The organism is Streptomyces cucumeris, from assembly GCF_024295805.1.
In the GTDB taxonomy this organism is placed as follows: Bacteria; Actinomycetota; Actinomycetes; order Streptomycetales; family Streptomycetaceae; genus Streptomyces; species Streptomyces cucumeris.
Genome location: NZ_JANCLX010000038.1, coordinates 57,319 through 78,903 on the forward strand (window position 1 = coordinate 57,319; position 21,585 = coordinate 78,903).

Consider the following 21,585-nt stretch of genomic DNA (forward strand, 5'->3'; position numbering starts at 1 on the left):
CGCAAGGAACACGATCGGTGACATCAGGCTCAGTGACCCGCTACAACCGGACCGGTGCACAGTTGCTCGCCCTGCTGCTGGCCGGGTCCGCTCCCGGTGACGCCGGGCGGATACGCCGCCGGTTGGACGAGGACAAGCCCCGCTACCTCACCTGGGTGCCGCTCACCGCGGAGGCCCGGGCGAAGGCCGCCGCCGACCCCGATGTGCTCGTACGGCGAGCCCTGGTCCGGGCCGAGGGGCTCACCGTCGACGATCTGGCCGCGCTGCTCGAACGCCCCGACCCCGTCGTCGACCAGTGCGTGTACGAACACGCCGAGGCCCGCCCTTGGATGCGCCGTCTGATCCTCTCCCCCGGACGGCACACCGAGCCCACCGCACTCGCCCCGCTGCTGGCCCGGATCCGCGCCACCACCCAGGAAGCACCCGCACTCCCCCACTTCGTGGCCGCGGCCGTGGTGAGCGACATACCCGAGCTGGCCGAACACGCCCTGGTCACCTGTGGCCGTGCGCTGACCACCGCCGAGCAACTGCACGCCGTATGCGGGATGCTCCCGCGACCCGAGCGGCTGCGAGCGCTGCTGGAAGCCACGACCGGCCCCGCTCCCCTGCACCCCGTCGTCGCCGATATCGCACGCGGCGCGCTCGACAGCGTCAGCGGCTCCGGCAGTGAGGGGCTGCGCGCCGCGGTAGCCGCCGCCGAGGGGTCGGAGGGCATGGTGGCCGGGCTCCGCGCGGGCGAAGCCGAACCGGCATGGCGCCGTACCGTCGACTGGGACGCCATCGTGACGGCTCATCGCTGCGCGCCGCTGCCGGATTCCGCCGTCCGTGTGCTCGCCGTCCATCCCGGCTGTCCCGAGCGGTTGCTCACCGACCTGTACCGCACCCATCCGGGCGTCGTCGCCGAGGTGGCACCGCCCAGTCCGGCCGTACTGCGTGCCGCCGTCGGCACACCCGGACACCCCGAACTCCTCCGGTTCGCCGCGGGTCTGGGCCCGTCGGGCGACCACACGGACATCAGCGCACACGTGCTCGAAACCGTCGCCCCCGCGCACACAGCGGTCCGGGCCCTGCTCGAGCTCGGTGTCACCACACCCCTGCGCGTCCTCCTCCACCAGCGGCTCGGCAGCGACCCCCGGCGCTGGGCCACCCTGCGCACCGCCCTGTCCCGCTACAAGGGCACCCTCGCCGACCTGTTGGCCGGTATCGCCGACGGTACGGTCCCCGAGCCCGCGTCCTCGGTCACACCACCGGCGCTGACCAAGCCGTACCGGTTCCTGCTGTACGCCGCCGAACCCGACGATCTGCGCGAGCTGCTCCCGCACCTGCCCGATGAGCTGCTGCACGCCCTGCTCGGCAAGGGCCCGCTCCCGGCACACGTCCTCGACACCGCGCTCGCCGCGTCCGCAGCCCGCGTACGCGCCGCCATCGGCGGTAACGTCGCCCTCACCGCGGGCGATCTGCGCCGGCTGACCGAGGGTGACGAGCCGACGGTCAACGCCGCCGTGTACCGCAATCAGAAGGCCACCCTGTCCCTGCGCCGTGCGATCGCCTCCGGTGCGCCCCGCACCCCGGGACGCACCGAGCCCGTCCCCCTCGACCCGGAGTTGCGCACCGAACTCCTCGCCACCACGGACCGGTTCCGCGGCAGCCCGCTGATCATGAGCGACGACCCCGAGCTGCTCCTGCGTTCCTGGGGTCCCCGGGGCTCGTGGGTGAGCGACGAGGCGCGCCACTTCTCCGTGGTCCGGGTCTGGGAACGCGGTGGCCCGGGCGCCGTACGCCGGCTCCTCGAACTGGCCCCCGCCGGCCCGCCCCCGGTTCTCGCCAAGGCAGCCGCGGCGCTGGAGCAGCCCAACGGTCTGGAGGGGTTCCGGGAAGGGCTGGAGCCCTACGACGACCCCGAGGCGCTGCCCCAGGTCTACGCCACCCCGCGGGGCCGCAACGCCACCCGCCGGTTGATGCGGGAGATCGTGCACGAGCCCTACGTGTACGACTTCCCGCTCCTGATCGCCGCCCACCACGAGCACACCTTCGAACCCGAGCCCGTCGAGGAGCTCCTCCGCCACGAGGACGTCGACGAGGCCATCCGCACGGCGTTCACCACCCGCGCGAACGAGATCGACTCCGAGCCGGTCAACCATCTGCGCTCCACCGCGTACGACACCGGCCTGCACCGCTGGTTCCTCGGCGCCGTCGAGCAGGGTCTGCTCGGGCCCGAGCGGCTCGTCGACACCGCCCAGCCGGCCCCGGCAACCCTCGCGTACCTCTACCGCGACGCGGGGGTCGTCCAGGCATACCGGCATGCCGTGGACCTCGTAGACGAGCACCTGGCCGGTCACACCGAAGCATGGGTCATCGCGCTCAATCTGGTCGGTACCTTCGTCGGCTCACTCGCGGAACTGATCACCGTGGCGGGGCAGGTGGCCGGTCCCCGTCCCGACGCCGAAGAGCTCGCTCGCCTCGACGCGGTCGCCCGCGCCGCCGACACACCGGAACCGGCCACGCCCGTCGTGCCCGCACTCACCCATGCCGAACAGCGGAAGCGGGACCACCTCCTGGACCGGGGCGGGGCCCTCGCCTCCGCACATCTGCTCCGCACCCTCGTGGCGGGCGCGCCACTGCCCACCGACCCCGGCGTGCTGGACGTGCTCACCGCCACCACCACGGCGGACGTCCCCGGACTCCTCCCTCCCGACTGGCTCGTGGAGGCGTGCGACCGGCACGCCTCGCCCGATACTCGTCAACGGCTCGCGGAACGGATGACCGGACGGGCCGGGAAGGACGATCTGCCGGCCTGCCGACAGGGGATCATCGCACCCGGCGAGATGGTCGCCCGGACCCCCGCACGCGAGATGTCCCCGTTCCCGAAGGCCTGGTTCATCCGTGACGTACCGGCCTCCGCAGCCGTGCGCGCCGCGCGCCGGCTGGTCGCCGACCGGCTCGGCACCGAACCCGAGCGGTGGTTGCGCGCGCTCGGTGCGATGGACGGCGCATGGGCCGAGCGGCCCTTCGCCGAACTGCTCGAGCACGGCGGCACGGACACCGTGCCCACGGTGCTCACCCCGGCGGGTGCCGGACTGCTGCTCCACGCGGGCACGGACGCTCTCGCGACCGTACTGCCGCGGCTGGACGCGCGTGCCACGACCACCCTCACCGAGCGCGCGTGCGCGACCCGCCACGTGCCCGACACCCTCCTGGACCATCTCTTCGGCCACGGCGAGCACGCCGCGCTGCTCGTTCTGGCACAGAACTCCCGCAGCCGGGAGCTGCAGCTGCGACTCCTGGCCGTCGACGACCCCACGATCAACGCGACGCTCTACGGGACGGTCACCAACAGCCGCTCGACCGTCGAGATCCGCCGGATCATCCTCTCCCAGCGCCCCCAGGGCCGCACGCCCGAGGGGCCGGAGGACCTCCTCCCGCTCGCCCCCGAGCTCCGCGAACGGCTCCTCGCGAAGCACTACTTCGACAAGCAACGGGCGAAGAACCTCCGCGTTCTGGTCGAAGCGGCCGACCCCGACATCGTGGAGCACGCGCTCACTTCGTTCGGCAAGCGTGTTCCGCTCGCGGACCACCTCATGGCGGCGCGCAACACCCTCCGCCACGGTGGCCCCGACCGTCTCCGCTCGCTGGTCGACCGGGGCCTGCTCAGCGCGGGCGCCGCCAAGGTCGTCACCAAGGCACTGGCCACGGCCGACGCGGACGCCGTCCTCACCGCCCGCCTCGACAAGGAACTGAGCACGGACCGCCTCATCGCCAAGCTCCGTGCCTGCGGGGAGTACGAACACACCGAAGTCCTGGACCTCCCCTACATCCGCGACTGGGACGTCCTGATCCGGGCACACCGACAGGAGCCGTTCCGCTCACGGGTGTGGGGCACGATCGCCCGGCTGCCGGACGCTCCGGACGAGCTCGCGCCGACGGCGTTCGAGTACTGGTCCTGCTTCATCGACCGCAGCCTGACCGACCGCGGCCCCGACTGGGCCCGTGCGGCCATCGGGAACATCCCGAACCTGTCGCTCCAGCGCGGGGAGTGGGCCGCCGTCCTCGACGCCCTGCTCGAACAGGGGCTGCTCTCCGGCAAGGAGCTCGTCCACGGTGGTGCCCTGGCCAACCGTATGCTCCACTACCTCGCCGAAGCCTCCGTCCGCCAGGAACCCCCCGCCGCCCTCCGAGCCGCCGTCCAGGAGGCCACCGACGAACTGGCCGCCCTGGCCGACAAGCTCCTGGGCACGGACCACGACGCATGGCAGCGTCTCTTCGCCGCCCTGGCCGGTCAGGACCCCCACTGGCCCGTGCCCGGCTCCCCGACCACTCCCGCCGCACTCCTCCACCACGTGTCCCGCACACCGCTCGGGCACCCCCGCCCCTGACGTCCACGCCCGCGGAGGAAGCACGGGCCACGGGCACATCGAGCGGCTAGAGTCCGGCCAGGACGCGACGAACGGGGAGCTCCATGGCCAAGGTCAACATCAGTCTCGATGCCGAACTCGTGGTGGAGGTCATGGTCCTGTCCGGAGTGGGATCGCCTCAGGACGCCGTCGAAGCGGTGGTCCGGGACTACATCGCCCGGGGCCACCGCACGGAGGCGCGCACCGAGCTCAGGGACCGGAGTCTGCGCGAATCCGACGCCAGACCACAGGATCCGCAGGGCTGACCGGCCGTGGGCGGGCCGGGCAACGCCCCCCGGCTGTCCGTCTCCACCGCCGGGGATCGGCCCTTCGCCGGTAAGATCTCCTTGCGAGGGCAGCGTCGAGGGGAGGCGTCACGATGAATTGCGCCAACTGTGGGGCGTCCGTCATCCAAGGGCCTGACGGTAGTTGGTCATGCAACAACTGTGGGGCGTCGGGGGTGGCGCCGACAGGGACCGACCTGTACTACCGGACGTACACCTGCACCGGTTGCGAGAGCCAGGTCGATGGTGTCGGTGGCAGGTGGGCGTGCACGAGCTGCGGAACGACATCGCCGTATACACCGCCGCCCGAGGGCTGGCAGTCGGAGCTGGACGAGCACGTCGGCCGCGACGGCTACGTGGGCACGACCTGATCTCACGGCCTGATCCCGCAGCGTGATCCCGCGGCCTGATCCGGGGTCAGCCCCGCGGAATCGGCCCGTGGATGCCGCGGCCGCGACCGCGGTACTAGCCGTGTTCCCGGCCGGGAAGTGGCGCCCCTCGGAGGAACGCCCGGTAGGCGTCCGCGGCGTCATCCTCCACCCGCGGCCCCCCGGGCCCGTACCGAGTGTCGCTCCGGTCGCGTTTCGGTCCGGAGACCCAGAACTCCTCATCGGTTTCCACGTCGTAGAAGTTCGCGTCGGACAAGCCGAGACCCGTGGCACGCCGCAGGGTCCTCCCGTGGAGGTAGGCCGTCTTCCAGGTCTTGGAGAAATCCACCCAGCCGATCCACGAGGGTCCGCGGTCCGTGCCATGGCCCGTCTTGAGCTGGACGAACATGATTCTGCGAGGCATGGTCCCAGCTTGACCGATCGCGCCACTCGGGCAAACCGATTTGTGGACGTGCGAAGCGCGAGGAGTGCTCAGGAGCGGCCGCGCCGCTCCAGGTCGTCAGCGGTGTCGTTGGCCCACTGCTGCAGCACGATGGTGGTGCGGATGCCCAGGTCCAGCGCGTAGGCCCCGAAGACGGGGTCATCCGGCCCGGTGCGGGCGTCCACCTCCGCTTTGATCTGCTCCAGTTTGGCCAGCTTCTCGGCGTGCCGCTCCGCCTCGTCACGCATCACGGCCGCCGCCTGGTCGGGCGGGAGGAGGGGGACGAGGAACCCGCGCAGGGCGGTCTCGTTGCGGGCGCTGCGGTACGGGTCCTCGCCGGTGACCCACTGGACGATCTCGTCCCGGCCCGCTTCGGTGACGGTGTAGACCTTGCGGCCCCGTCCGCCACCGGCGTCCTCCACGGTGACGGCGCCGCTCTGCGCCATCTTGGCCAGCTCGGGATAGATCTGGCTGTGCTTGGCCTGCCAGATGTGGTTGATCGAGGCTTCGAACCGTTTGGCCAGTTCATACCCGGACGAGGGGCCGCGAGAGGCGAGCATTCCGAGCAGGGCGATCCGCAGAGACATGGTCACAGAATACCTCTGGGTTGACGTGTAAGGATTTACATGTAGTTTCTTTCACATGAAACGAGACTCCCGGCCCCACAGCGGGCTCCTCCTGGTCGCCGTGCTCGGTGGCATGTTCCTGGCAATGCTCGACCAGACGATCGTCGGCACCGCCCTGCCCCGGATCACCCAGGACCTGGGCGGCGAGGACCTCTACACCTGGACCGTGACGGCCTACCTGCTCACCTCCACCGTCACCGTCCCGCTGTACGGCCGCCTCTCGGACCTCTACGGACGCAAGCCCATGCTGCTCACGGGCATCGTCGTGTTCCTGCTCGGCAGCGGGCTGTGCGCCCTGTCGCAGGACATGAGCCAGCTGATCGCTTTCCGCGCCCTCCAAGGACTGGGCGCCGGCGCCCTGTTGCCCCTGTCCCTGGCGCTGCTGGTCGACACCGTCCCGGCCGAGCGGCGCGGCCAGGCACAGGGCGCGGTCGGCGGCGTCATGGCGCTGAGCTATGTGATCGGCCCCTACCTGGGCGGCCTGTTCACCGACCACGCAAGCTGGCACTGGGTCTTCCTGGTCAACCTGCCCATAGGCGCCGCCGTCCTGGCCATCGTCTGGCGGTACCTGCCCGCCGGAAGTCGCGTCTCCGGCACCGGGCGCCCCGACTACGCGGGGATCGGCGTGCTGACGCTCGGGATCAGCTCGCTCCTCATCGGCCTGACGATGAAGGGCATCGACGACCACACCTGGACCGACGCCCAGGTCATCGGCCCCATCCTGCTCGCGGCCGTCCTCCTGGTGCCGTTCGTAATGATCGAGAACCGGGCCGCCCAGCCGATCATGCCGATGGGCCTGTTCCGCAACCGGACCTACACCCTGGCCAACATCGCCTCGTTCTTCTCGGCGTTCTCCCTCTTCTCGTCCGTGGTCTTCCTGCCCCGGTTCTTCCAGGAGGCACTCGGCCACAGCGCCAGCTCCAGCGGACTGCGCCTCTACCCGCTCATGATCGCCATGGTCGTGGGCAGCCTGCTCGCGGGCGCCCTGATCGGCGCCTCCGGCCGCTACAAGCCCTGGCTGCTCGGCGGAGCCGTCCTGTCCGCGGCGGGCTCACTGCTGTTCACCGGGCTCACGCTGGACACCTCGTCGTGGACGATGGCGCTCTGGATGCTCCTGATCGGCCTCGGCATCGGGCCCATGCTCTCCGGGCTGAACATCATCGTCCAAACCTCCGTGGACCCTGCACACGTCGGCACCGCCAGCTCCAACATCACCTTCTTCCGCCAGATCGGCGGCTCCGTGGCCCTGGCCATCGCGGGCACCGTCTACGCCGACACCCTCACCGGCAACCTCGACCACGGTCTGCACCAGGCACAGGCCGCCGCCACCGCCAGCGCGCTGCCGTGGCTCTCCACCCTCGGCGCGGCCGCGACCCTCCTCGCGGTGGCGTTCCTGCCCCGTCCCCGCCGCGACCCCGAGCAGCCCTCGACCCCGGCGGCCTCGCTGAGCGCGATGGCGTGAGCCACCCCGCGTCACCGGGGGCAGCCCGTACGGGGGGGACCCGACGACCTGGCCGAGGAGCCTGCGGGGATGCGGGTCGGTCACGGCCGCTCGCGGGTGCGGCGGCGGGCGGGCGGCAGCGGCATCGGATCGGCACCCTTGACCACGGTGTTGGACACGGTGCCGATGCCCTCGACGGTGAGGGTGACGGTGTCACCGGGCCCAAGCGGCGGCGGTGACTGCTCTCCCCGCACACCCCACAACTCCGCCAGACAGCCGCCGTTGCCGCAGGTGCCCGAGCCGAGCACATCGCCCGGCCGGACCACCGTGCCCCGCGAGGCGTAGGCGGTCATCTCCTCGAAGGTCCAGCTCATGTTGGACAACAGGTCCTCACCGACGACGTGGCCGTTCACCGAGGCGGTCAGGGCCAGCCGCAGAAAACCGTCGGCGTCCCGGTACGGCTCCAGCTCATCGGCGGTGACCAGACACGGACCGAGAGTGGCGGCCGTGTCCTTGCCCTTGCACGGGCCGAGGTGGACCTGCATCTCGCGGGACTGCAGATCGCGGGCGGACCAGTCGTTGAAGACCGTGTAGCCGATGATGTGGTCCCGCGCCCGCTCAGGTGTGAGATCCCGCCCTTCCCTGCCGATGACGGCGGCCACCTCCAGCTCGAAGTCGAGCACGTTCGACCCAGGTGGCACCGGCACCTCGTCGTGGGCGCCGATGACCGCGTACGGATTGGTGAAGTAGAAGGTCGGTGCGTCGTACCAGGCTTCGGGCACGCCGCCCACGCCGTCCACGGACCGCCGCACACCTTCGACATGCTCCTCGAAGGTGACGAAGTCCCGGACGGTGGGTGGCTCGATCGGCGGGAGCAGCCGCACCTCGGACACATGGGGCCCCGGCGGGATGCCAAGGGCGGCGGCGCCCACATCGAGCAGCGTGTCCAGTCCGTCGCCGGAGCGGATCAGCTCCGTGAGCGAGCGGTTCCCGGGGACCGGGGAGAGTGTGCCGTCCCCCGCCATGACGGCGACCCGGCGTCGGTGCCGGTGTTCATAGCTGACGAAGCGCATGTACGGCTCCCGGGAGATCAGACCGGCGGGGCGACGAAACAGCCGCGGTCGACGTCATTGAACGACTCCTGGGCCACCAGCTCGTTCATGGCGTTGGCCGTGCCCCACTGGTCGGTGACCTCGGGCCGGGAGAAGTCGTACACGTGCGGATGCCAGGTGTCCTCGTCCAGGACCTCCAGCTCCGTCGTGTACTCGACCGTGTTGCCCTGCGGGTCCAGGAAGTACGTGAACGTGTTGTCGCCCGCGAGATGCCGTCCCGGTCCCCACACCTTGCGGAAGCCCGCCCGGATCACCCGGCCGGAGCCGCGCATGTACTCGTCGAGGCCACGCATCTCGAAGGAGATGTGGTGGAGGGCGGTGTGCGGGCCCTGGGCGATGGCCATGGAGTGGTGCCGGTTGCTGATCCGCATGAAGTGCATCGCCTCGCCCATCCTCGGGTGCCTGAGCGTGTCGGAGAGGCGGAAGCCCAGGTGGCGCTCGTACCACTCCCGGGTGCGGTTCAGATCGGGTGAGTTGAGGACGACGTGCGAGAGCTTGACCGGGATCGCCTCCTTCTCCTCGATCCTGCGGTGCTGCCGTACCTCCACGTCGGCCAGGACCTCGATCGTGCGGCCGTCGACGTCGAAACAGCGGAAGCCGTAGCCGCCGCCGGGTGTGTCGACCTTGCCCGGCTGAGAGATCAGCTCCACGCCCCCGGCGAGGAGTCGCTCGGCGAGGCCGTCCACATCGGCCGCCGAAGCCGCGCCGTAGGAGACCAGGTCGAGCCGCTTCTCATCGGCCTTGCGCAGCCGTACGACGTATTTCTCGGGGGACCCCTCGGCGGCGAGGAAGGAGATACCGGAGTCCTCGGCGACCTTGGTCAGGCCCCACACACCGGCGTAGAAGTCGAGCTGCTTGTCGTAGTCGGGCACGGCGAGATCGACGTGCCGCAGATGGGTGAGCGGACGTGCGCTCATGGTCGTTTCCTCCTGTGGGTCAGGTCAGGCGCAGCAACGCGGCCGCGTTGCCGCCGCGTACGGCGTGGAAGTCGGACTCGGCCAGCCCTGCGGCCCGCAGCGCGCCGACCGGATCGTCCGTGCCCATGTCGAACGGGAAGTCGGAGCCGAGCAGCACCCGGTCGGCTCCCACGGCGGCGATCAGCGCGCGCAGGACCTGCGGGTCATGGACGAGGGAGTCGAACCAGATCCGCCCGAGGTAGCTGCTGGGCGGATGGGAGCAGGCCGCGCCCGCGTCGGAGCGGGCCTGCCAGGCGTGGTCGGAGCGGCCGATGTGGGTGGGGAGGTAGCCGCCGCCGTGCGCGGCCACGAGCTTCAGTTCCGGGTGCCGGTCCAGTACCCCGGAGAAGATCAGGTGGGAGAGGGCGACGGCGTTCTCGGTGGGCTGGCCGACCGTGTTGGACAGGTACCACCGGTCCAGCCGCTCGTCGAGCGTGCAACCGAAGGGGTGCAGGAAGAGGATCGCGCCCCTCTCCTCCGCCAGGGCCCAGAGGGGTTCGTACACCGGGTCCGACAGTTCCCGTCCGGGTGCGTGGCTGGAGATCTCGACACCCGACAGGCCCTGTTCGAGAGCGTGTTCCAGGGCGCGTACCGCCTGCTCCGGATGCTGCAACGGCACGAGCCCCAGCCCGTACAACCGCTCGGGCGCCCGGGAGCAGTGCGCGGCCGTGGCCTCGTTCACCAATCGGCAGAGTCTCTCGGCCGTGTCCTCGTCCGCCCAGTAGTGGTAGTGCGCGGGGGACGGGCCGACCAGCTGTATGTCCACACCCTGCGCGTCCATCTCTGCCAGCCGTACGGTCGCATCGGTCAGCCTCGGGATGCGCTCGGCGACCATGGGGCCGTTGACGGACAGGGAGGCGGCGCCGTTGCGGCGGGCGTCCAGCGCCTTGGCTTCCTCCAGGCCGGGAAGGCCGGCCACGAGGGCCTCGGCCGCGGGGAGCAGGATGTGGGCGTGCACATCGATGGTGGGCACCGTCACGGCAGCTCCTTGAGCGCGGTCATGGCGGTGCGCATCAGCCCGGGCACATCACCTTGTACGCCGTCGAGCTGCCACTGTCCGATCTGCACGGACGCGTCGACGACCCTCCGGACGCGGTCGATCCGTCGCCGGTGATACCTGCTGAGCAGGTCGTCGTCCCAGTCCGCCCCACTGGTGAGCAGTTGGGACAGCACCCAGGCGTCCTCCAGGGACATCGCTGCTCCCTGGGCCATCGTGGGCGGGCAACAGTGCGCGGCGTCGCCGACGAGCACGACCCGGCCCCGGTGCCAGGAGCCCTCGACCAGCATGCGGTCGAACCAGGTGTAGTTCACCTGCGCCGGGTCGGTGATCGACGCGCGGATCTCGTCCCAGGCACCGCCGTAGCGCCCGGCGAGACGGCGCATCTCGTCGGCGTAGGACTCCGGCGGGATGGTGGCACGGTCGCGGGCAGGCTCCACCAGGAAGGCGTAGAGGGTGTCCTCGCCGGTGGGCGTGTAGCCGGCGATGTAGCAGGGCCCGCCGTGGGCCAGGTCGCTGCGCTCGACACCGGCCGGGCGGGGTGCCGGGACACGCCAGATGGCCATACCGGTCGGCTCGGGCTTGTCGTCGATGCCGATGGCCGCGCGGGTCGCCGAGTTCAGCCCGTCGGCGGCCACGACGAGGTCGTAGCGCCGCTCGGTTCCGTCGCTGAGGCGGACGGCCACCGAGGTGTCGTCGTGAGTGCGGATCTCGGCGGTGGTACCGAGCCGGACGCGGGCGCCGGATGCCCGCACGGCGTCGGTGAGGATGCGCTGGAGGACGGGGCGTTGCATGCCCAGGGTGGCGGGGAGGTCGTCGCCGCCGATGCGGATGTCCTCCTGCACATGGAGCACGGTGCCGTCGGGCGCGGTCAGGCCCAGGGAGTCGAACGCGCAGCCGTGCTCGCGGACCTCGTCCCAGACACCGATCTCGTGCAGCACACGCAGGGCGTTGCCCTGAAGGGTGATGCCCGAGCCGCGCACATTCCAGTCGGGCGTGGCCTCGACGAGGTCGACGTCGACGCCGGCCTGCCGCAGCAGGACGGTCAACGCGTTGCCGGCGGTGCCGCCGCCGATGACCAGGACGGTCCGCTGCGGTGCTGGTGCTGCCATGGCCAACTCCTCGGTTGATCGGTTCACTTGACGGCGACCGGGTTGACGGGGGAGCCGACGGCTCCGGTGACGGGCAGGGGCGCGGCGGTGAGCCAGAACTCATGGACGCCGTCGGCCGCACAGTCGCGGGCCAGCGCTTCGGGGTCCCACATCTCGCCGATGAGCAGGCCGATGTTGGGGATGGCGACCTGGTGCAGCGGCTGGAAGGCCTCCTTGAACTCATTGGGCCGCACCTCGAATCCCCAGGTGTCGGTGGCGATCGCGGCGATCTCGGTGCGGTGCAACCAGCTGGCCGTGGTGAACGACAGACCGGGCGAGGCGCCGCCCGCGTAGTCGCCCCAGCCCTCACGGCGGGCGCGCGCCAGCCGTCCGGTCCGTACGACGACGATGTCGCCGCGCCCCACCACGACGCCGTGCGCCTCGGCGGTCGCGGTCAGGTGGTCCTCGGTGATCGCGAAACCGTCGGCCAGTTCTCCGCGTTCGTCGCCGATGACGCGTCCGACGTCGAGGAGGAGGCCGCGCCCGGCGACGTACGGCGCCATGTGCTCGATTCCGGTGATGAGATCGCCTTCGGAGGTGACGACCTTCGCGGCGTCCCGCCCGTTCCAGGCCCTGCCGTGGTCGAAGATGTGCCCGAGGCCGTCCCACTGCGTGGAGCACTGCAGCGGCATCGCGATCACGTCGTCCGCGCCGCCGAAGCCGTGCGGGAAGCCCTGGCTGCCCAGTGCCGCGTCGGTGCCGGTGTCGAGCATCGTGTGCACGGGGTTGGTGCGCCGGCGCCAGCCGTTCTGCGGCCCGTTCATGTCGAACCGCTGCGACAGCGAGAAGCTCACGCCGCGCCGCACCAGCGCGGCGCCCTCACGGCGCTTGGCCTCGTCGAGGAAGTTGAGGGTGCCGAGGACATCGTCCTCGCCCCAGCGGCCCCAGTTGGAGTACGCATGGGCGGCCTCGGCGATCGCGCCCTCGGGGTCGGAGCGGTCCAGGCTCATGCCGATGCCTCCGCCACGCAGCGGGTGCGCTGCGCGCCCAGCCCGGTGATGGAGCCCTCCATGACGTCGCCGTCGCGCAGCAGCCGCCCCCAGTGCATTCCGTTGCCGGCCGGGCTGCCGGTCAGCACCAGGTCCCCGGGGAGGAGCCGGGCGGTCTGCGAGGTGTACGACACCAGCCGCTGGACGTCGAAGAGCATGTCCTGGGTGGATTCGTCCTGCATGGTCTCGCCGTTCAGCTTCAGCGTGACGCGCAGATCCCGCGGGTCCGCGATCGACTCGGCCGGCACGATCCATGGCCCGAGCGGTGTGAAGCCGGGCGCGTTCTTGCTGTGCAGCCAGTCGGTGCCGATGGCCTTCATGTCCCGGCGGAAGACGGTGGCGCGGTCGGTGAGGTCGTTGGCGATCGTGTACCCGGCGACGTACTCCAGGGCCTCCTCGACGGAGACCCGGTGCGCGGGCCGTCCGATCACCACCGCCAGCTCCAGTTCCCAGTCCGGCTGCTCGGCCCACCCGGGCAGCACGACATCGTCGTACGGCCCGGTGATGGCGCTCGGGAGACCGAGGAAGACGTACGGCAGATCCTCCGCCGCCCGCCGGTCCATGACCGCGGCGATCTCCTGCCGCGCCTCCTCCTCCGTACGCGGATCGTCGGGCGCGCGATGGGCGACCTCCAGATCGATCACGTGCTGCCGGTAGTTGGCACCGGACTGGAAGATCTGCCGGGGCTCGACGGGAGCGTGCGCCCGCAGTCCGTCGAGTGGTTGCCAGGGGCCGTCGCTCCCGTCCGCCGCCAGGGCACGCAGCCGCGGGAGTACCTCGTCCCAGCGTTCGAAGATTCCGCGCACCGTCAGAGCGGGGTCGCCGAGGGCGGTACGGAGGTCCAGCACACGCTCCCCGTGGATCACCAGACCGGGGAAAGCTGCTTGGTCAGGGCAGGAGAGGGTGCCGAGGGCGAAGGGTCCGGCGAAGGACGCGGAAAGGGCTGCGGGTGTCACGGGGATGTCCTCCAGATCGCGGTGTGACCAATCTGGCCCCGCATCCCGTAATCTGGGAAATCGATTCTTCAGATGCCGATCATCCGTGGCACGAATATCGCCGCCTCGTGCGGCCACGCTCTGGAGGTGTCGTGTCCCTGTCCGGGCTCGATCTCAATCTCGTCCTGTCCCTGCGAGCCCTGCTGGAGGAACGCAATGTCACCCGCGCCGGGCAGCGCGTCGGGCTCAGTCAGCCGGCGATGAGCGCGGCGCTGGCCCGCCTGCGCCGCCACTTCGGCGACGAGCTCCTCTCCCGCGTCGGCGGACAATACGAGCTGACGGCCCTCGGGCGAGCCCTCCTGGACCGCACCGCCACCGCCTGTGACCTGCTGGAGCGGGTCTTCAGCAGCAGGGCCGAGTTCGCGGCGGGCAGCGAGGAGCACGAGTTCACACTGCTCGCCTCCGACTACGCCGTCACCGTGTTCGGTGCCGCACTCGCCCGGGCCGTGCATGCCGAGGCGCCGGGTGTACGGCTGCGCTTCCAGCGGACCCCGCCCGGAATCACGGAGGGCACGGAAACGGTGCTCAGCACTGCCGACGGGCTGCTGATGCCGCACGGTGTCATCAGCGGCTTCCCCTCCGTCGAGCTGTTCTCCGACCGCTGGGTCTTCCTCGTCGCCGAGGACAACGACGAGGTCGGCGAACGGCTGACCATGGCCGATCTGGCCCGCCTCCCCTGGGTCGTCTACCAGCGCGTCTACGATGCCCCGGCCGCCCGCCAGCTGAGCATGCTCGGTGTCGCCCCCCGCATCGAGGTCTCCGCCGACAGCTTCCACGTACTGCCCTTCCTGGTCGCCGGCACCCGGCGGATCGCCCTGGTGCAGCGGCGCCTGGCCGACCTGATGAGCGGCGTGGCAGCGGTACGCGTCATGGACCCGCCCTACGAAGCGGTGCCCCTGCGGGAAGCGATGTGGTGGCACCCGGTCCACACCCACGACGCGGCCCACATCTGGCTGCGCGAGACCGCCGCGCGGGTGGGAGCGGAGCTGTCGGGGTCCACACCCGGACAGCTTTCCGCAGAGAAGTAGCTCCGGCGCCGAACGGACCCAGCGGACACCCGCTTCCGCACACGCGGCATCCAGGACCTGGATGATCCCCATCCTCGATCTCGATCGGACGAGGGCTAGGCAGGGCCTGCCCGGTCCTTCATAGTCATTTCAAGCCGACGCCGAAGCCGCACACCACACCACTGCCGGGTCGGCGCAGGCGCCCGGCGAGCAGACCCGTCGCGGCGTGACGGCAGTCATCGGTGCTCGCGGTCCCGGTCCTGCCCAGGGCGCCGGGCGACCTCACCGAGGTGGCCGAGTCCCTTCCCCGTCCGATACGCCAGGTGGAGTTCCAGCATGCCCGCACCCAGGCCCCCGGCCCCGGCCACGGCCACGGACGACGCGTCCGAGCCGCTCCGGGAACCGGCCTTCCGACCGGCCGGTTCCGCCGCGAGAACCCCATGAGCGACCGGCATCGCAGGCCTCCCTCCTCCCCAGCGATGCCGGTCACCTCCTCGTCCCATCAGAAAGCAGCCATGCTGAACCTGATCGCCGCCATCCGCCGCAAACCGGGTATGACACACCGGGCGTTCCTGCGGTACGTGCACGATGTACACGGATCACTGGCGGCGGCCAACCCCCTGCAGATCCGCGGCTACTTCCAGGTGACCGTCTTCTGCCACCCCAAGTGAACATCTCTGCGGCCGAGGTGCGAGCTCCGGCGCCACGAACACCGGCCCCGCGGACGGCAACGATCCAGATCACCGTTGGACCACTGACAGGAACGCACCTCTTGACCAGCCATGGTGCCCGTGCGGGGAATCTCCCCCCGGAGTTGACCAGTTTCATAGGCCGGCGCCAGGACATCTCCGAAGCCGGGGAGTTACTCGCGCGCACCAGGATCCTGACACTCACCGGTCCCGGCGGGGCGGGCAAGACCCGGCTGGCCGTGCGAACGGCATCGAAGGTGAGCCGTTCCTACCCCGACGGCGTGTGGCTGGTCGAGCTGGCTGCCCTCGGTGACGGCGACCGCGTGGCGAGGGCCGTGGCAGCCGCTCTGGGAGTGCCCATCGACGATGAATCAGAGCCGCAGACGGCTCTGGAGTTCCATCTGCGCGGCAAACGCACGCTGCTGATCCTGGACACCTGCGAGCAGCGCGTCGAGGAGTGCGCCCGGCTGGCCGACCGGTTGCTGCGCATGGCACCGCGCCTCCAGATCCTCACCACCAGCCGTCAGCGGCTGGGTGTCGAGGGCGAACACGTCCTGTCCGTACCGCCCCTTTCACTTCCCGAACCACACGGGCCGAGCTCCCCGGGCACCCTGATGCAGAGCGATGCCGTGCGCCTGTTCGTCGAGCGCGCCACGGCCGTGCTGCCCGGCTTCACCCTTTCCGACGCCAACTGCGCGACCGTGGCCGACATCTGCCGAAGACTGGACGGCCTACCGTTGTCCGTCGAGCTCGCGGCCACCCGCCTCCGTGTGCTTTCCGTGGACAGAGTCCTGCAGCATCTGCGGGATCCTCTGGAGTTCCTGACCGGCGGGGCACGGTTCGTTCCGGCACGGCAGCGGACGCTCAGGTCCACGATCGACTGGAGTCACCGCCTGTGCTCCCCGGCGGAGCGGCTCTTGTGGGCTCGTATGTCGGTATTCGTCGAGGGCGCCGAACTCGAGGCGGTCGAAGCGGTGTGCTCCGGAGAGGACATCGCACCCCATGATGTGCTCGACCTGCTGGCAGGGCTCCTGGACAAGTCGGTCCTGGTGAAAGAGGAGACCGGCGGACAGGTCCGTTTCCGCATGCTCCGGGCCATCCGGCAGTACGGCCTGGAGTGCCTGGACACCCTGGGCGAGGCAGCGGTTCTCCGCCGACGCCACCTGGCGTGGTGCCTGGATCTGACCGAGCGGGCCGAAGCCGACTGGTTCGGCCCGGACCAGCGGTACTGGTCGGGCCGGCTGAGCCGGGAAGAGGCCGACCTCAGGGCCGCCGTCGCCTTCGGCGCGCAGGAACCGTCCCTCGCACCGGCGGCATTGCGCATAGCGGCCGGGGCATGGCACCTCGGACTCGTCAGAGGACCGCTTGATGAATGGCGCACCTGGCTGGGCACCGCCTTGTCCGCGGGCGCCCCCGAACCCGGTCCGGAACGGGCACTCGCCTTGCGGGCCGACGGCTGGGCGGCACTGTTCGCAGGGGACCACCCCACGGCGCAGCGGCGGTTGAAGGAATGCCAGGACCTGACCCGGCAACTCGACGACGAGGCCGTCCATGCCGCCACCCTTCAGTTCGCGGGCCTGTCCGCCCTCTTCGATGGTGAATTCCTCCACGCCACGGCCGTGCTGAGGGAGGCGCTCGCCGGCCGGCGTGGGGCGCAGGACCACGGTGCCGTCGCGACGACCCTGCTGCTGCTCACGCTCGGCTACAGCCTCATGGACGACCCCCGCGCCACGACGTGCGCGCGCGACCTGATCAAACTCTGTGAGGAGCACCAGGCCCACGGTTCCCTGTCCGGTGCCCTGTGGAGCATGGGCCTGACGTACTGCCGTCAGGGGCAGCCGCAACGCGCCATCACCCTCATCAAGCGAGCACTCCGGACCGGGTCCCTCACAGACCACCTCTGCCGTGCGCACTGCCTGGAGGTCATGGCCTGGGCGGAGGCGGAACTCGGCCATGACGAACGTGCGGCCGTACTGCTCGGCGCGGCACACACCGCCTGGCGGATCACCGGCACATGCATTCCTGGCACCGGCCCGTTCCGCCGGCATCACAACGACGCGGGAAAGCGTGTGCGCCAGGCTCTGGGAAGGACCGCGTTCAAGGACGCCTTCAAGACCGGTGGTCGTATGACACCCGATCAGGCGGTCCGCTACGCCGTGAAGACCAGGAGCCGGCGGGACGCCTCCCACGACCTTCCTCCTGCGCCGATGTCCGACCTGACACCACGGCAGTTGCAGATCTCCCGGCTCGTGGCCCAAGGAGCCAGCAACAAGGAGATCGCGGCCAGGCTCGTGATCTCCCCCCGTACCGCGGAAGGGCACATCCAGCAGATCCTCGCCAAGCTCGGATTCAGGTCCCGCTCGCAGATCGCCTCTTGGTCCGCATCCCAAGCCCATCAATAAACTATGTGGATTGTCTTGATGTGGACCATCCACAGCACAAATGACCCTCGCTGGGTCCGACCCTTTCGGAGAGCGCATGACTCTGCCCAGCCTTGATCTCAACCTCGTCGTGGCCCTCCGGGCGCTGCTGGAGGAGCGCAATGTCACCCGCGCCGGTCAGCGCATCGGACTCAGCCAGCCCGCGACGAGCGCCGCCCTCGCCCGGCTGCGCCGCCACTTCGACGACGATCTCCTCGTGCGCAGCGGGGGCCGCTACGAGCTCACCGCCCTCGGTTTCGCCCTCGTGGATCGCACGGCCGCCGCATGCGACTTATTGGACCGGGTCTTAGCCAGCCGGGCCACCTTCGACCCCGCCACGGAGGAACACGAGTTCACCCTCCTCACCTCCGACTACGCGGTGGCCGTCTTCGGCGCCGAACTCGCCCGTGTCGTACACGAGGCGGCACCCGGGGTCCGGTTGTGCTTCCGGCGGTCTCCCGCCGACATCACCGAGGACACGGACGCACTGCTGAGTACGGTCGACGGCCTCCTCATGCCGCACGGCATCATCAGCGGCTTCCCCGCCGTCGAACTCTTCCAGGACCGTTGGGTCTTCCTGGTGTCCGAGGACCATCCCGACGTCGATCAGGAACTCGCCCTGAGCGATCTGGCCCGCTTTCCCTGGGTGTCCTACCACCGCGCCTACGACACACCGGCCACCCGTCAGCTCAGCATGTTCGGCATCGAACCGCAGGTCGGAGTCTCGACCGACAGCTTCCTCACCCTGCCGTTCCTAGTGGCCGGTACCCGCCGGATCGCCCCCATGCCGAAACGCCTCGCAGGCCTCCTGCCCACGGTGGCCCCCGTACGCATGATGGAACCGCCCTACGAGGCCGTTCCACTCCAGGAGGCACTGTGGTGGCACCCGGTCCATATGCACGACGCCGCGCACAACTGGCTCCGGGAGATCACCGCCCAGGTCGGGACCGCGATGACCGGGCCGAAGGACCTTGCCGACCATCCAGGGCAAGGATGATCCGGCTTCGGAACAGTCATCGTCATCCGTGCCACAGCGTGCGCGGTGAGTGCCTCAGCGCGGAGCGTTCCCGGCGAGGGATCCGCACTATCGTGGTAGCCAAGGCACTACCAGGGCTCGTGGCGCCCAGACCCTCAGGGAAAGTGCAGAAGGACCATGCATTCGACATCCCCGTCTTCGGGAACGCCGCACGGTCAGGAAACGGCCATCCGGCCGGTCATGGTGTCCATCGACAGCATGGGCAAGATCACCGCATGGAGTGCGGACGCCCAGAGATTGCTCGGGTACGCACCCGAGGAGATTCTCGGTACCTACGCGACCGGTCTGCTCGCGGCGAAGCTCCCGGTGGCGGCACTCCGCAGCTTCGTCCGGCGGCGGGAGTGGAGCGGTGGCATCGCCGCACGTCACAGATATGGCCAAGGGGTGCCGCTGACGGTACACGCGAGCCCGGTCCAAGGCGCGGACGGCGACAGCGGCTGGATCGTCATGGCCTCTTCTGCCGAGCCCGTCGTACAGGGCACCGCGGCGCCCGCACTCGCGTCCTGGGTACTGGAACAGCTACCCGTCGCCGTGGCCTTCCACGATCGGCAGAATCGCATGGTGAGCGCGAGCCATCTGATGCTGATGCAGATGGGGATGACCGCGGCGCAGCAGCGCGGACGGCGACTGCGGGAATTCAGTCCCGGCGAAGCCTTCGACACGACGGACGCCCTCACGGAGGAGGTGCTGCGGACCGGGAAGCCGCACGTGCAGGAGCTGTTCAACCAGGCACCCGGTGAGATCGGTCCGCGAGCGCACTCGCTCTACATCACACCGGTGAAGGATCCGGCCGGACAGATCTGCGGAGCCACCGTCACGGTGATCGACACGAGCCCGCATCGCAAGGCCCGGCAGCGCCTGGCCCTGGTCAACGACGCCAGCACCCGTATCGGCAGCACACTGCAGCCGGACCGCACCGCCCAGGAGCTGGCAGATGTCTCATGCGGCGACTTCGCGGACTTCGTCTGCGTGGATCTCCTGGAGCCGGTGCTCCAGGGTGACGAGCCGAACCTGCGGCCCGAAGACGACGGCGTCACGCTGTACCGTGCCGGCCAGGCTTCCGTCCTCGACGGCCACCCCGAATCCCTGATCGAGTGCGGGCGGACCAGCCGCTACCCCAAAGACACCCCGCCCGCAGAGGCCCTGATACAGGGCCGTTCCTCCCGGCACCGGCTGGACGACCCACGCTACCGGGAGTGGGTGGCGAGCCTGCCGGGAGGCTCGCACATGGTGGAGACCCACGGGATCAGCTCGGTCATGATGGTGCCCCTGCGCGCCCGGGGCATCACCTTGGGACTCGCCGTCTTCCTGCGCCACCGGAACCCCGAACTCTTCGACGAGGACGACCTGCTTCTCGCCGAGGAGATCGCCGCACGGGCGGCGGTGTGCATCGACAACGCCCGGCGCTACACCGCCCAGCGAAACACCGCGCTGACCCTGCAACGCAACCTCCTGCCGCGGCATCTGCCGCACGAGCCGGCACTGGAGGTCGCCTCCCGCTATCTGCCGGCGGATCCCCATACCGGAATCGGCGGTGACTGGTACGACGTCATCCCGCTGTCCGGCGCACGCGTCGCGCTCGTCGTCGGGGACGTCGTGGGACGCGGCATCCAGGCGTCGGCCACCATGGGCCGCTTGCGGACGGCGGTGCGCACCCTCGCCGACGTGGACCTTCCGCCGGACGAGCTGCTCACCCACCTGGACGACATCATCCTGCACCACGACGTGGGGCTGCCCGGACGATCCGGCGGGCCGGGTTCCCACGACATGTGGGCGACCTGTCTGTACGCCGTCTACGATCCGATCACACGCCGCTGCTCGGTGGCGCGGGCGGGACACCCGGCACCCGTACTCGTCGCCCCCGACGGCACCGTCGAGGTGCCCGACCTGCCCGCGGGCCCCCCGCTGGGCATGGGCGGCCTCCCGTTCGAGACCACTGAGCTGGAACTGCCGGAGAACTGCCTGATCACGCTCTACACCAATGGCCTCGTCCAGAGCCGCCGCCACGATGTGGAATCCGGACTGCGGCGACTGGGCCAGGCCCTGCACCAGTCCCCCGGCCGTCCCTTGGAGGAGGTCTGCGACACCGTTCTGGACACCGTGCTCCTCGATGAACCCGATGACGACGTCGCCCTGCTCGTCGCACGCCCCTCCCGCTTCGACGCGTCCCAGGTCGCCACCCTGGATGTGCCCCCGGAGCCGTCCGCCGTCAGCCCGGCGCGCCAATGGGCAGGCGCGCAACTGACCACCTGGGAACTGGACGACGCGGCCTTCGTCACCGAACTGGTCGTCAGCGAATTGGTCACGAACGCCATCCGGTACGGTCAGCCCCCGATCCGGTTGAGGCTGATCCGCACCACGTCGCTGATCTGTGAGGTCACCGACAGCAGCAACACCGCACCCCATCTGCGGCGAGCCCGCGTCTACGACGAGGGAGGGAGGGGGCTGCTCCTGGTAGCGCAACTCTCCCAGCGCTGGGGCACCCGGCACACCACCAGAGGCAAGACGATCTGGTCCGAACAGGCACTGCCCGAACCCTTCATGCCAACCACGGCCGCCGGCCGGGCGTAGTGACACCTGGTGGGCTGTCCCGTAGGAGGCGCCCACGCAGAACGCTCGGCTGGGAGACCCCAGCCGAGCGACTGCCGTGCCATGGCCACCGCCCTGCGGCGGCTTCCACC

Annotated in this window: 18 protein-coding genes; 9 read left to right on the forward strand and 9 right to left on the reverse strand. The window is 70.3% G+C overall.

All coding sequences use genetic code 11. The annotated features are described in order from the left end of the window. The first annotated feature begins 17 nt into the window (after positions 1–17). From NMK44_RS35810 to NMK44_RS35820, 3 genes are all read left to right on the forward strand, one after another. Entirely contained in the window at positions 18–4,373 is a 4,356-nt protein-coding gene (locus NMK44_RS35810; RefSeq protein WP_254751107.1) for a hypothetical protein, read from the forward strand. Between the two features lie 83 nt (positions 4,374–4,456). Further along, complete coding sequence (locus tag NMK44_RS35815) at positions 4,457–4,657, forward strand: type II toxin-antitoxin system VapB family antitoxin (RefSeq protein ID WP_254751109.1); 201 nt, start codon at positions 4,457–4,459, stop codon at positions 4,655–4,657. A gap of 194 nt (positions 4,658–4,851) precedes the next feature. Continuing rightward, positions 4,852–5,046, forward strand: a complete 195-nt coding sequence (locus tag NMK44_RS35820; protein WP_254751111.1) for a hypothetical protein — start codon at positions 4,852–4,854, stop codon at positions 5,044–5,046. Positions 5,047–5,140: 94 nt separating this feature from the next. Here NMK44_RS35820 and NMK44_RS35825 read toward each other — a convergent pair whose 3' ends face one another. Both NMK44_RS35825 and NMK44_RS35830 read right to left on the reverse strand, forming a co-directional pair. Beyond that, on the reverse strand, positions 5,141–5,467 hold the full coding sequence (locus tag NMK44_RS35825; protein WP_254751113.1) for a hypothetical protein: 327 nt from the start codon (positions 5,465–5,467) through the stop codon (positions 5,141–5,143). A 68-nt stretch (positions 5,468–5,535) separates the two neighbouring features. Then, positions 5,536–6,072 carry a PadR family transcriptional regulator gene (locus NMK44_RS35830; RefSeq protein WP_254751115.1) on the reverse strand — a complete coding sequence of 179 codons (537 nt, stop codon included), beginning with the start codon at positions 6,070–6,072 and terminating at the stop codon, positions 5,536–5,538. Between the two features lie 55 nt (positions 6,073–6,127). Here NMK44_RS35830 and NMK44_RS35835 point away from each other — a divergent pair, with 55 nt between their 5' ends. Beyond that, positions 6,128–7,573: an MDR family MFS transporter gene (locus NMK44_RS35835; RefSeq protein ID WP_254751117.1), complete on the forward strand. Its 1,446-nt coding sequence runs from the start codon at positions 6,128–6,130 to the stop codon at positions 7,571–7,573. Positions 7,574–7,653: 80 nt separating this feature from the next. On the opposite strand, the gene NMK44_RS35840 is transcribed toward NMK44_RS35835, so the two are convergent. From NMK44_RS35840 to NMK44_RS35865, 6 genes are read right to left on the reverse strand one after another with little or no spacing between them, the layout of a single operon-like run. Further along, a complete protein-coding gene (locus tag NMK44_RS35840; protein WP_254751119.1) occupies positions 7,654–8,625 on the reverse strand; it encodes a fumarylacetoacetate hydrolase family protein in 972 nt (323 codons plus the stop codon). Between the two features lie 17 nt (positions 8,626–8,642). Then, complete coding sequence (locus tag NMK44_RS35845) at positions 8,643–9,581, reverse strand: VOC family protein (protein ID WP_254751121.1); 939 nt, start codon at positions 9,579–9,581, stop codon at positions 8,643–8,645. 19 nt (positions 9,582–9,600) lie between these two features. Next, positions 9,601–10,599, reverse strand: a complete 999-nt coding sequence (locus tag NMK44_RS35850) for an amidohydrolase family protein (protein WP_254751123.1) — start codon at positions 10,597–10,599, stop codon at positions 9,601–9,603. Then, positions 10,596–11,729, reverse strand: a complete 1,134-nt coding sequence (locus tag NMK44_RS35855; RefSeq protein ID WP_254751125.1) for an FAD-dependent oxidoreductase — start codon at positions 11,727–11,729, stop codon at positions 10,596–10,598. The genes NMK44_RS35850 and NMK44_RS35855 overlap by 4 nt, the downstream gene beginning before the upstream one ends. Before the next feature lie 23 nt (positions 11,730–11,752). Next, positions 11,753–12,718, reverse strand: coding sequence for a cyclase family protein (locus NMK44_RS35860; protein ID WP_254751127.1), 966 nt, complete (start codon positions 12,716–12,718; stop codon positions 11,753–11,755). Beyond that, entirely contained in the window at positions 12,715–13,713 is a 999-nt protein-coding gene (locus NMK44_RS35865) for a fumarylacetoacetate hydrolase family protein (protein ID WP_254751129.1), read from the reverse strand. Before NMK44_RS35865 ends, NMK44_RS35860 begins: the two co-directional genes overlap by 4 nt. Positions 13,714–13,844: 131 nt before the next feature. On the opposite strand from NMK44_RS35865, the gene NMK44_RS35870 reads away from it, so the two are divergent. Beyond that, positions 13,845–14,780: a LysR family transcriptional regulator gene (locus tag NMK44_RS35870; protein ID WP_254751131.1), complete on the forward strand. Its 936-nt coding sequence runs from the start codon at positions 13,845–13,847 to the stop codon at positions 14,778–14,780. 215 nt (positions 14,781–14,995) lie between these two features. On the opposite strand, the gene NMK44_RS35875 is transcribed toward NMK44_RS35870, so the two are convergent. After that, the gene (locus tag NMK44_RS35875; RefSeq protein ID WP_254751133.1) at positions 14,996–15,214 is read right to left on the reverse strand and encodes a hypothetical protein; all 219 of its coding nucleotides are present in this window, start codon (positions 15,212–15,214) and stop codon (positions 14,996–14,998) included. A 60-nt stretch (positions 15,215–15,274) separates the two neighbouring features. On the opposite strand from NMK44_RS35875, the gene NMK44_RS35880 reads away from it, so the two are divergent. The 4 genes from NMK44_RS35880 (at position 15,275) to NMK44_RS35895 (ending at position 21,475) form a co-directional block, all read left to right on the forward strand. Then, positions 15,275–15,430, forward strand: coding sequence for an EthD domain-containing protein (locus NMK44_RS35880; protein WP_254751135.1), 156 nt, complete (start codon positions 15,275–15,277; stop codon positions 15,428–15,430). Positions 15,431–15,573: 143 nt separating this feature from the next. Continuing rightward, positions 15,574–17,850: an ATP-binding protein gene (locus tag NMK44_RS35885; protein WP_254751137.1), complete on the forward strand. Its 2,277-nt coding sequence runs from the start codon at positions 15,574–15,576 to the stop codon at positions 17,848–17,850. A gap of 76 nt (positions 17,851–17,926) precedes the next feature. Next, on the forward strand, positions 17,927–18,865 hold the full coding sequence (locus tag NMK44_RS35890; RefSeq protein WP_254751139.1) for a LysR family transcriptional regulator: 939 nt from the start codon (positions 17,927–17,929) through the stop codon (positions 18,863–18,865). 219 nt (positions 18,866–19,084) lie between these two features. After that, positions 19,085–21,475 carry an ATP-binding SpoIIE family protein phosphatase gene (locus NMK44_RS35895; RefSeq protein ID WP_254751141.1) on the forward strand — a complete coding sequence of 797 codons (2,391 nt, stop codon included), beginning with the start codon at positions 19,085–19,087 and terminating at the stop codon, positions 21,473–21,475. The last annotated feature ends 110 nt before the right edge of the window (positions 21,476–21,585 follow it).

Bases quoted from the DNA above. Each gene is read 5' to 3' on its own strand.
- NMK44_RS35815 (WP_254751109.1), top strand. From the start codon at position 4,457: ATGGCCAAGGTCAACATCAGTCTCGATGCCGAACTCGTGGTGGAGGTC.
- NMK44_RS35825 (WP_254751113.1), bottom strand. From the start codon at position 5,467: ATGCCTCGCAGAATCATGTTCGTCCAGCTCAAGACGGGCCATGGCACG.
- NMK44_RS35830 (WP_254751115.1), bottom strand. From the start codon at position 6,072: ATGTCTCTGCGGATCGCCCTGCTCGGAATGCTCGCCTCTCGCGGCCCC.
- NMK44_RS35835 (WP_254751117.1), top strand. From the start codon at position 6,128: ATGAAACGAGACTCCCGGCCCCACAGCGGGCTCCTCCTGGTCGCCGTG.
- NMK44_RS35840 (WP_254751119.1), bottom strand. From the start codon at position 8,625: ATGCGCTTCGTCAGCTATGAACACCGGCACCGACGCCGGGTCGCCGTC.
- NMK44_RS35845 (WP_254751121.1), bottom strand. From the start codon at position 9,581: ATGAGCGCACGTCCGCTCACCCATCTGCGGCACGTCGATCTCGCCGTG.
- NMK44_RS35855 (WP_254751125.1), bottom strand. From the start codon at position 11,729: ATGGCAGCACCAGCACCGCAGCGGACCGTCCTGGTCATCGGCGGCGGC.
- NMK44_RS35860 (WP_254751127.1), bottom strand. From the start codon at position 12,718: ATGAGCCTGGACCGCTCCGACCCCGAGGGCGCGATCGCCGAGGCCGCC.
- NMK44_RS35875 (WP_254751133.1), bottom strand. From the start codon at position 15,214: ATGCCGGTCGCTCATGGGGTTCTCGCGGCGGAACCGGCCGGTCGGAAG.
- NMK44_RS35880 (WP_254751135.1), top strand. From the start codon at position 15,275: ATGCTGAACCTGATCGCCGCCATCCGCCGCAAACCGGGTATGACACAC.
- NMK44_RS35890 (WP_254751139.1), top strand. From the start codon at position 17,927: ATGACTCTGCCCAGCCTTGATCTCAACCTCGTCGTGGCCCTCCGGGCG.
- NMK44_RS35895 (WP_254751141.1), top strand. From the start codon at position 19,085: ATGGTGTCCATCGACAGCATGGGCAAGATCACCGCATGGAGTGCGGAC.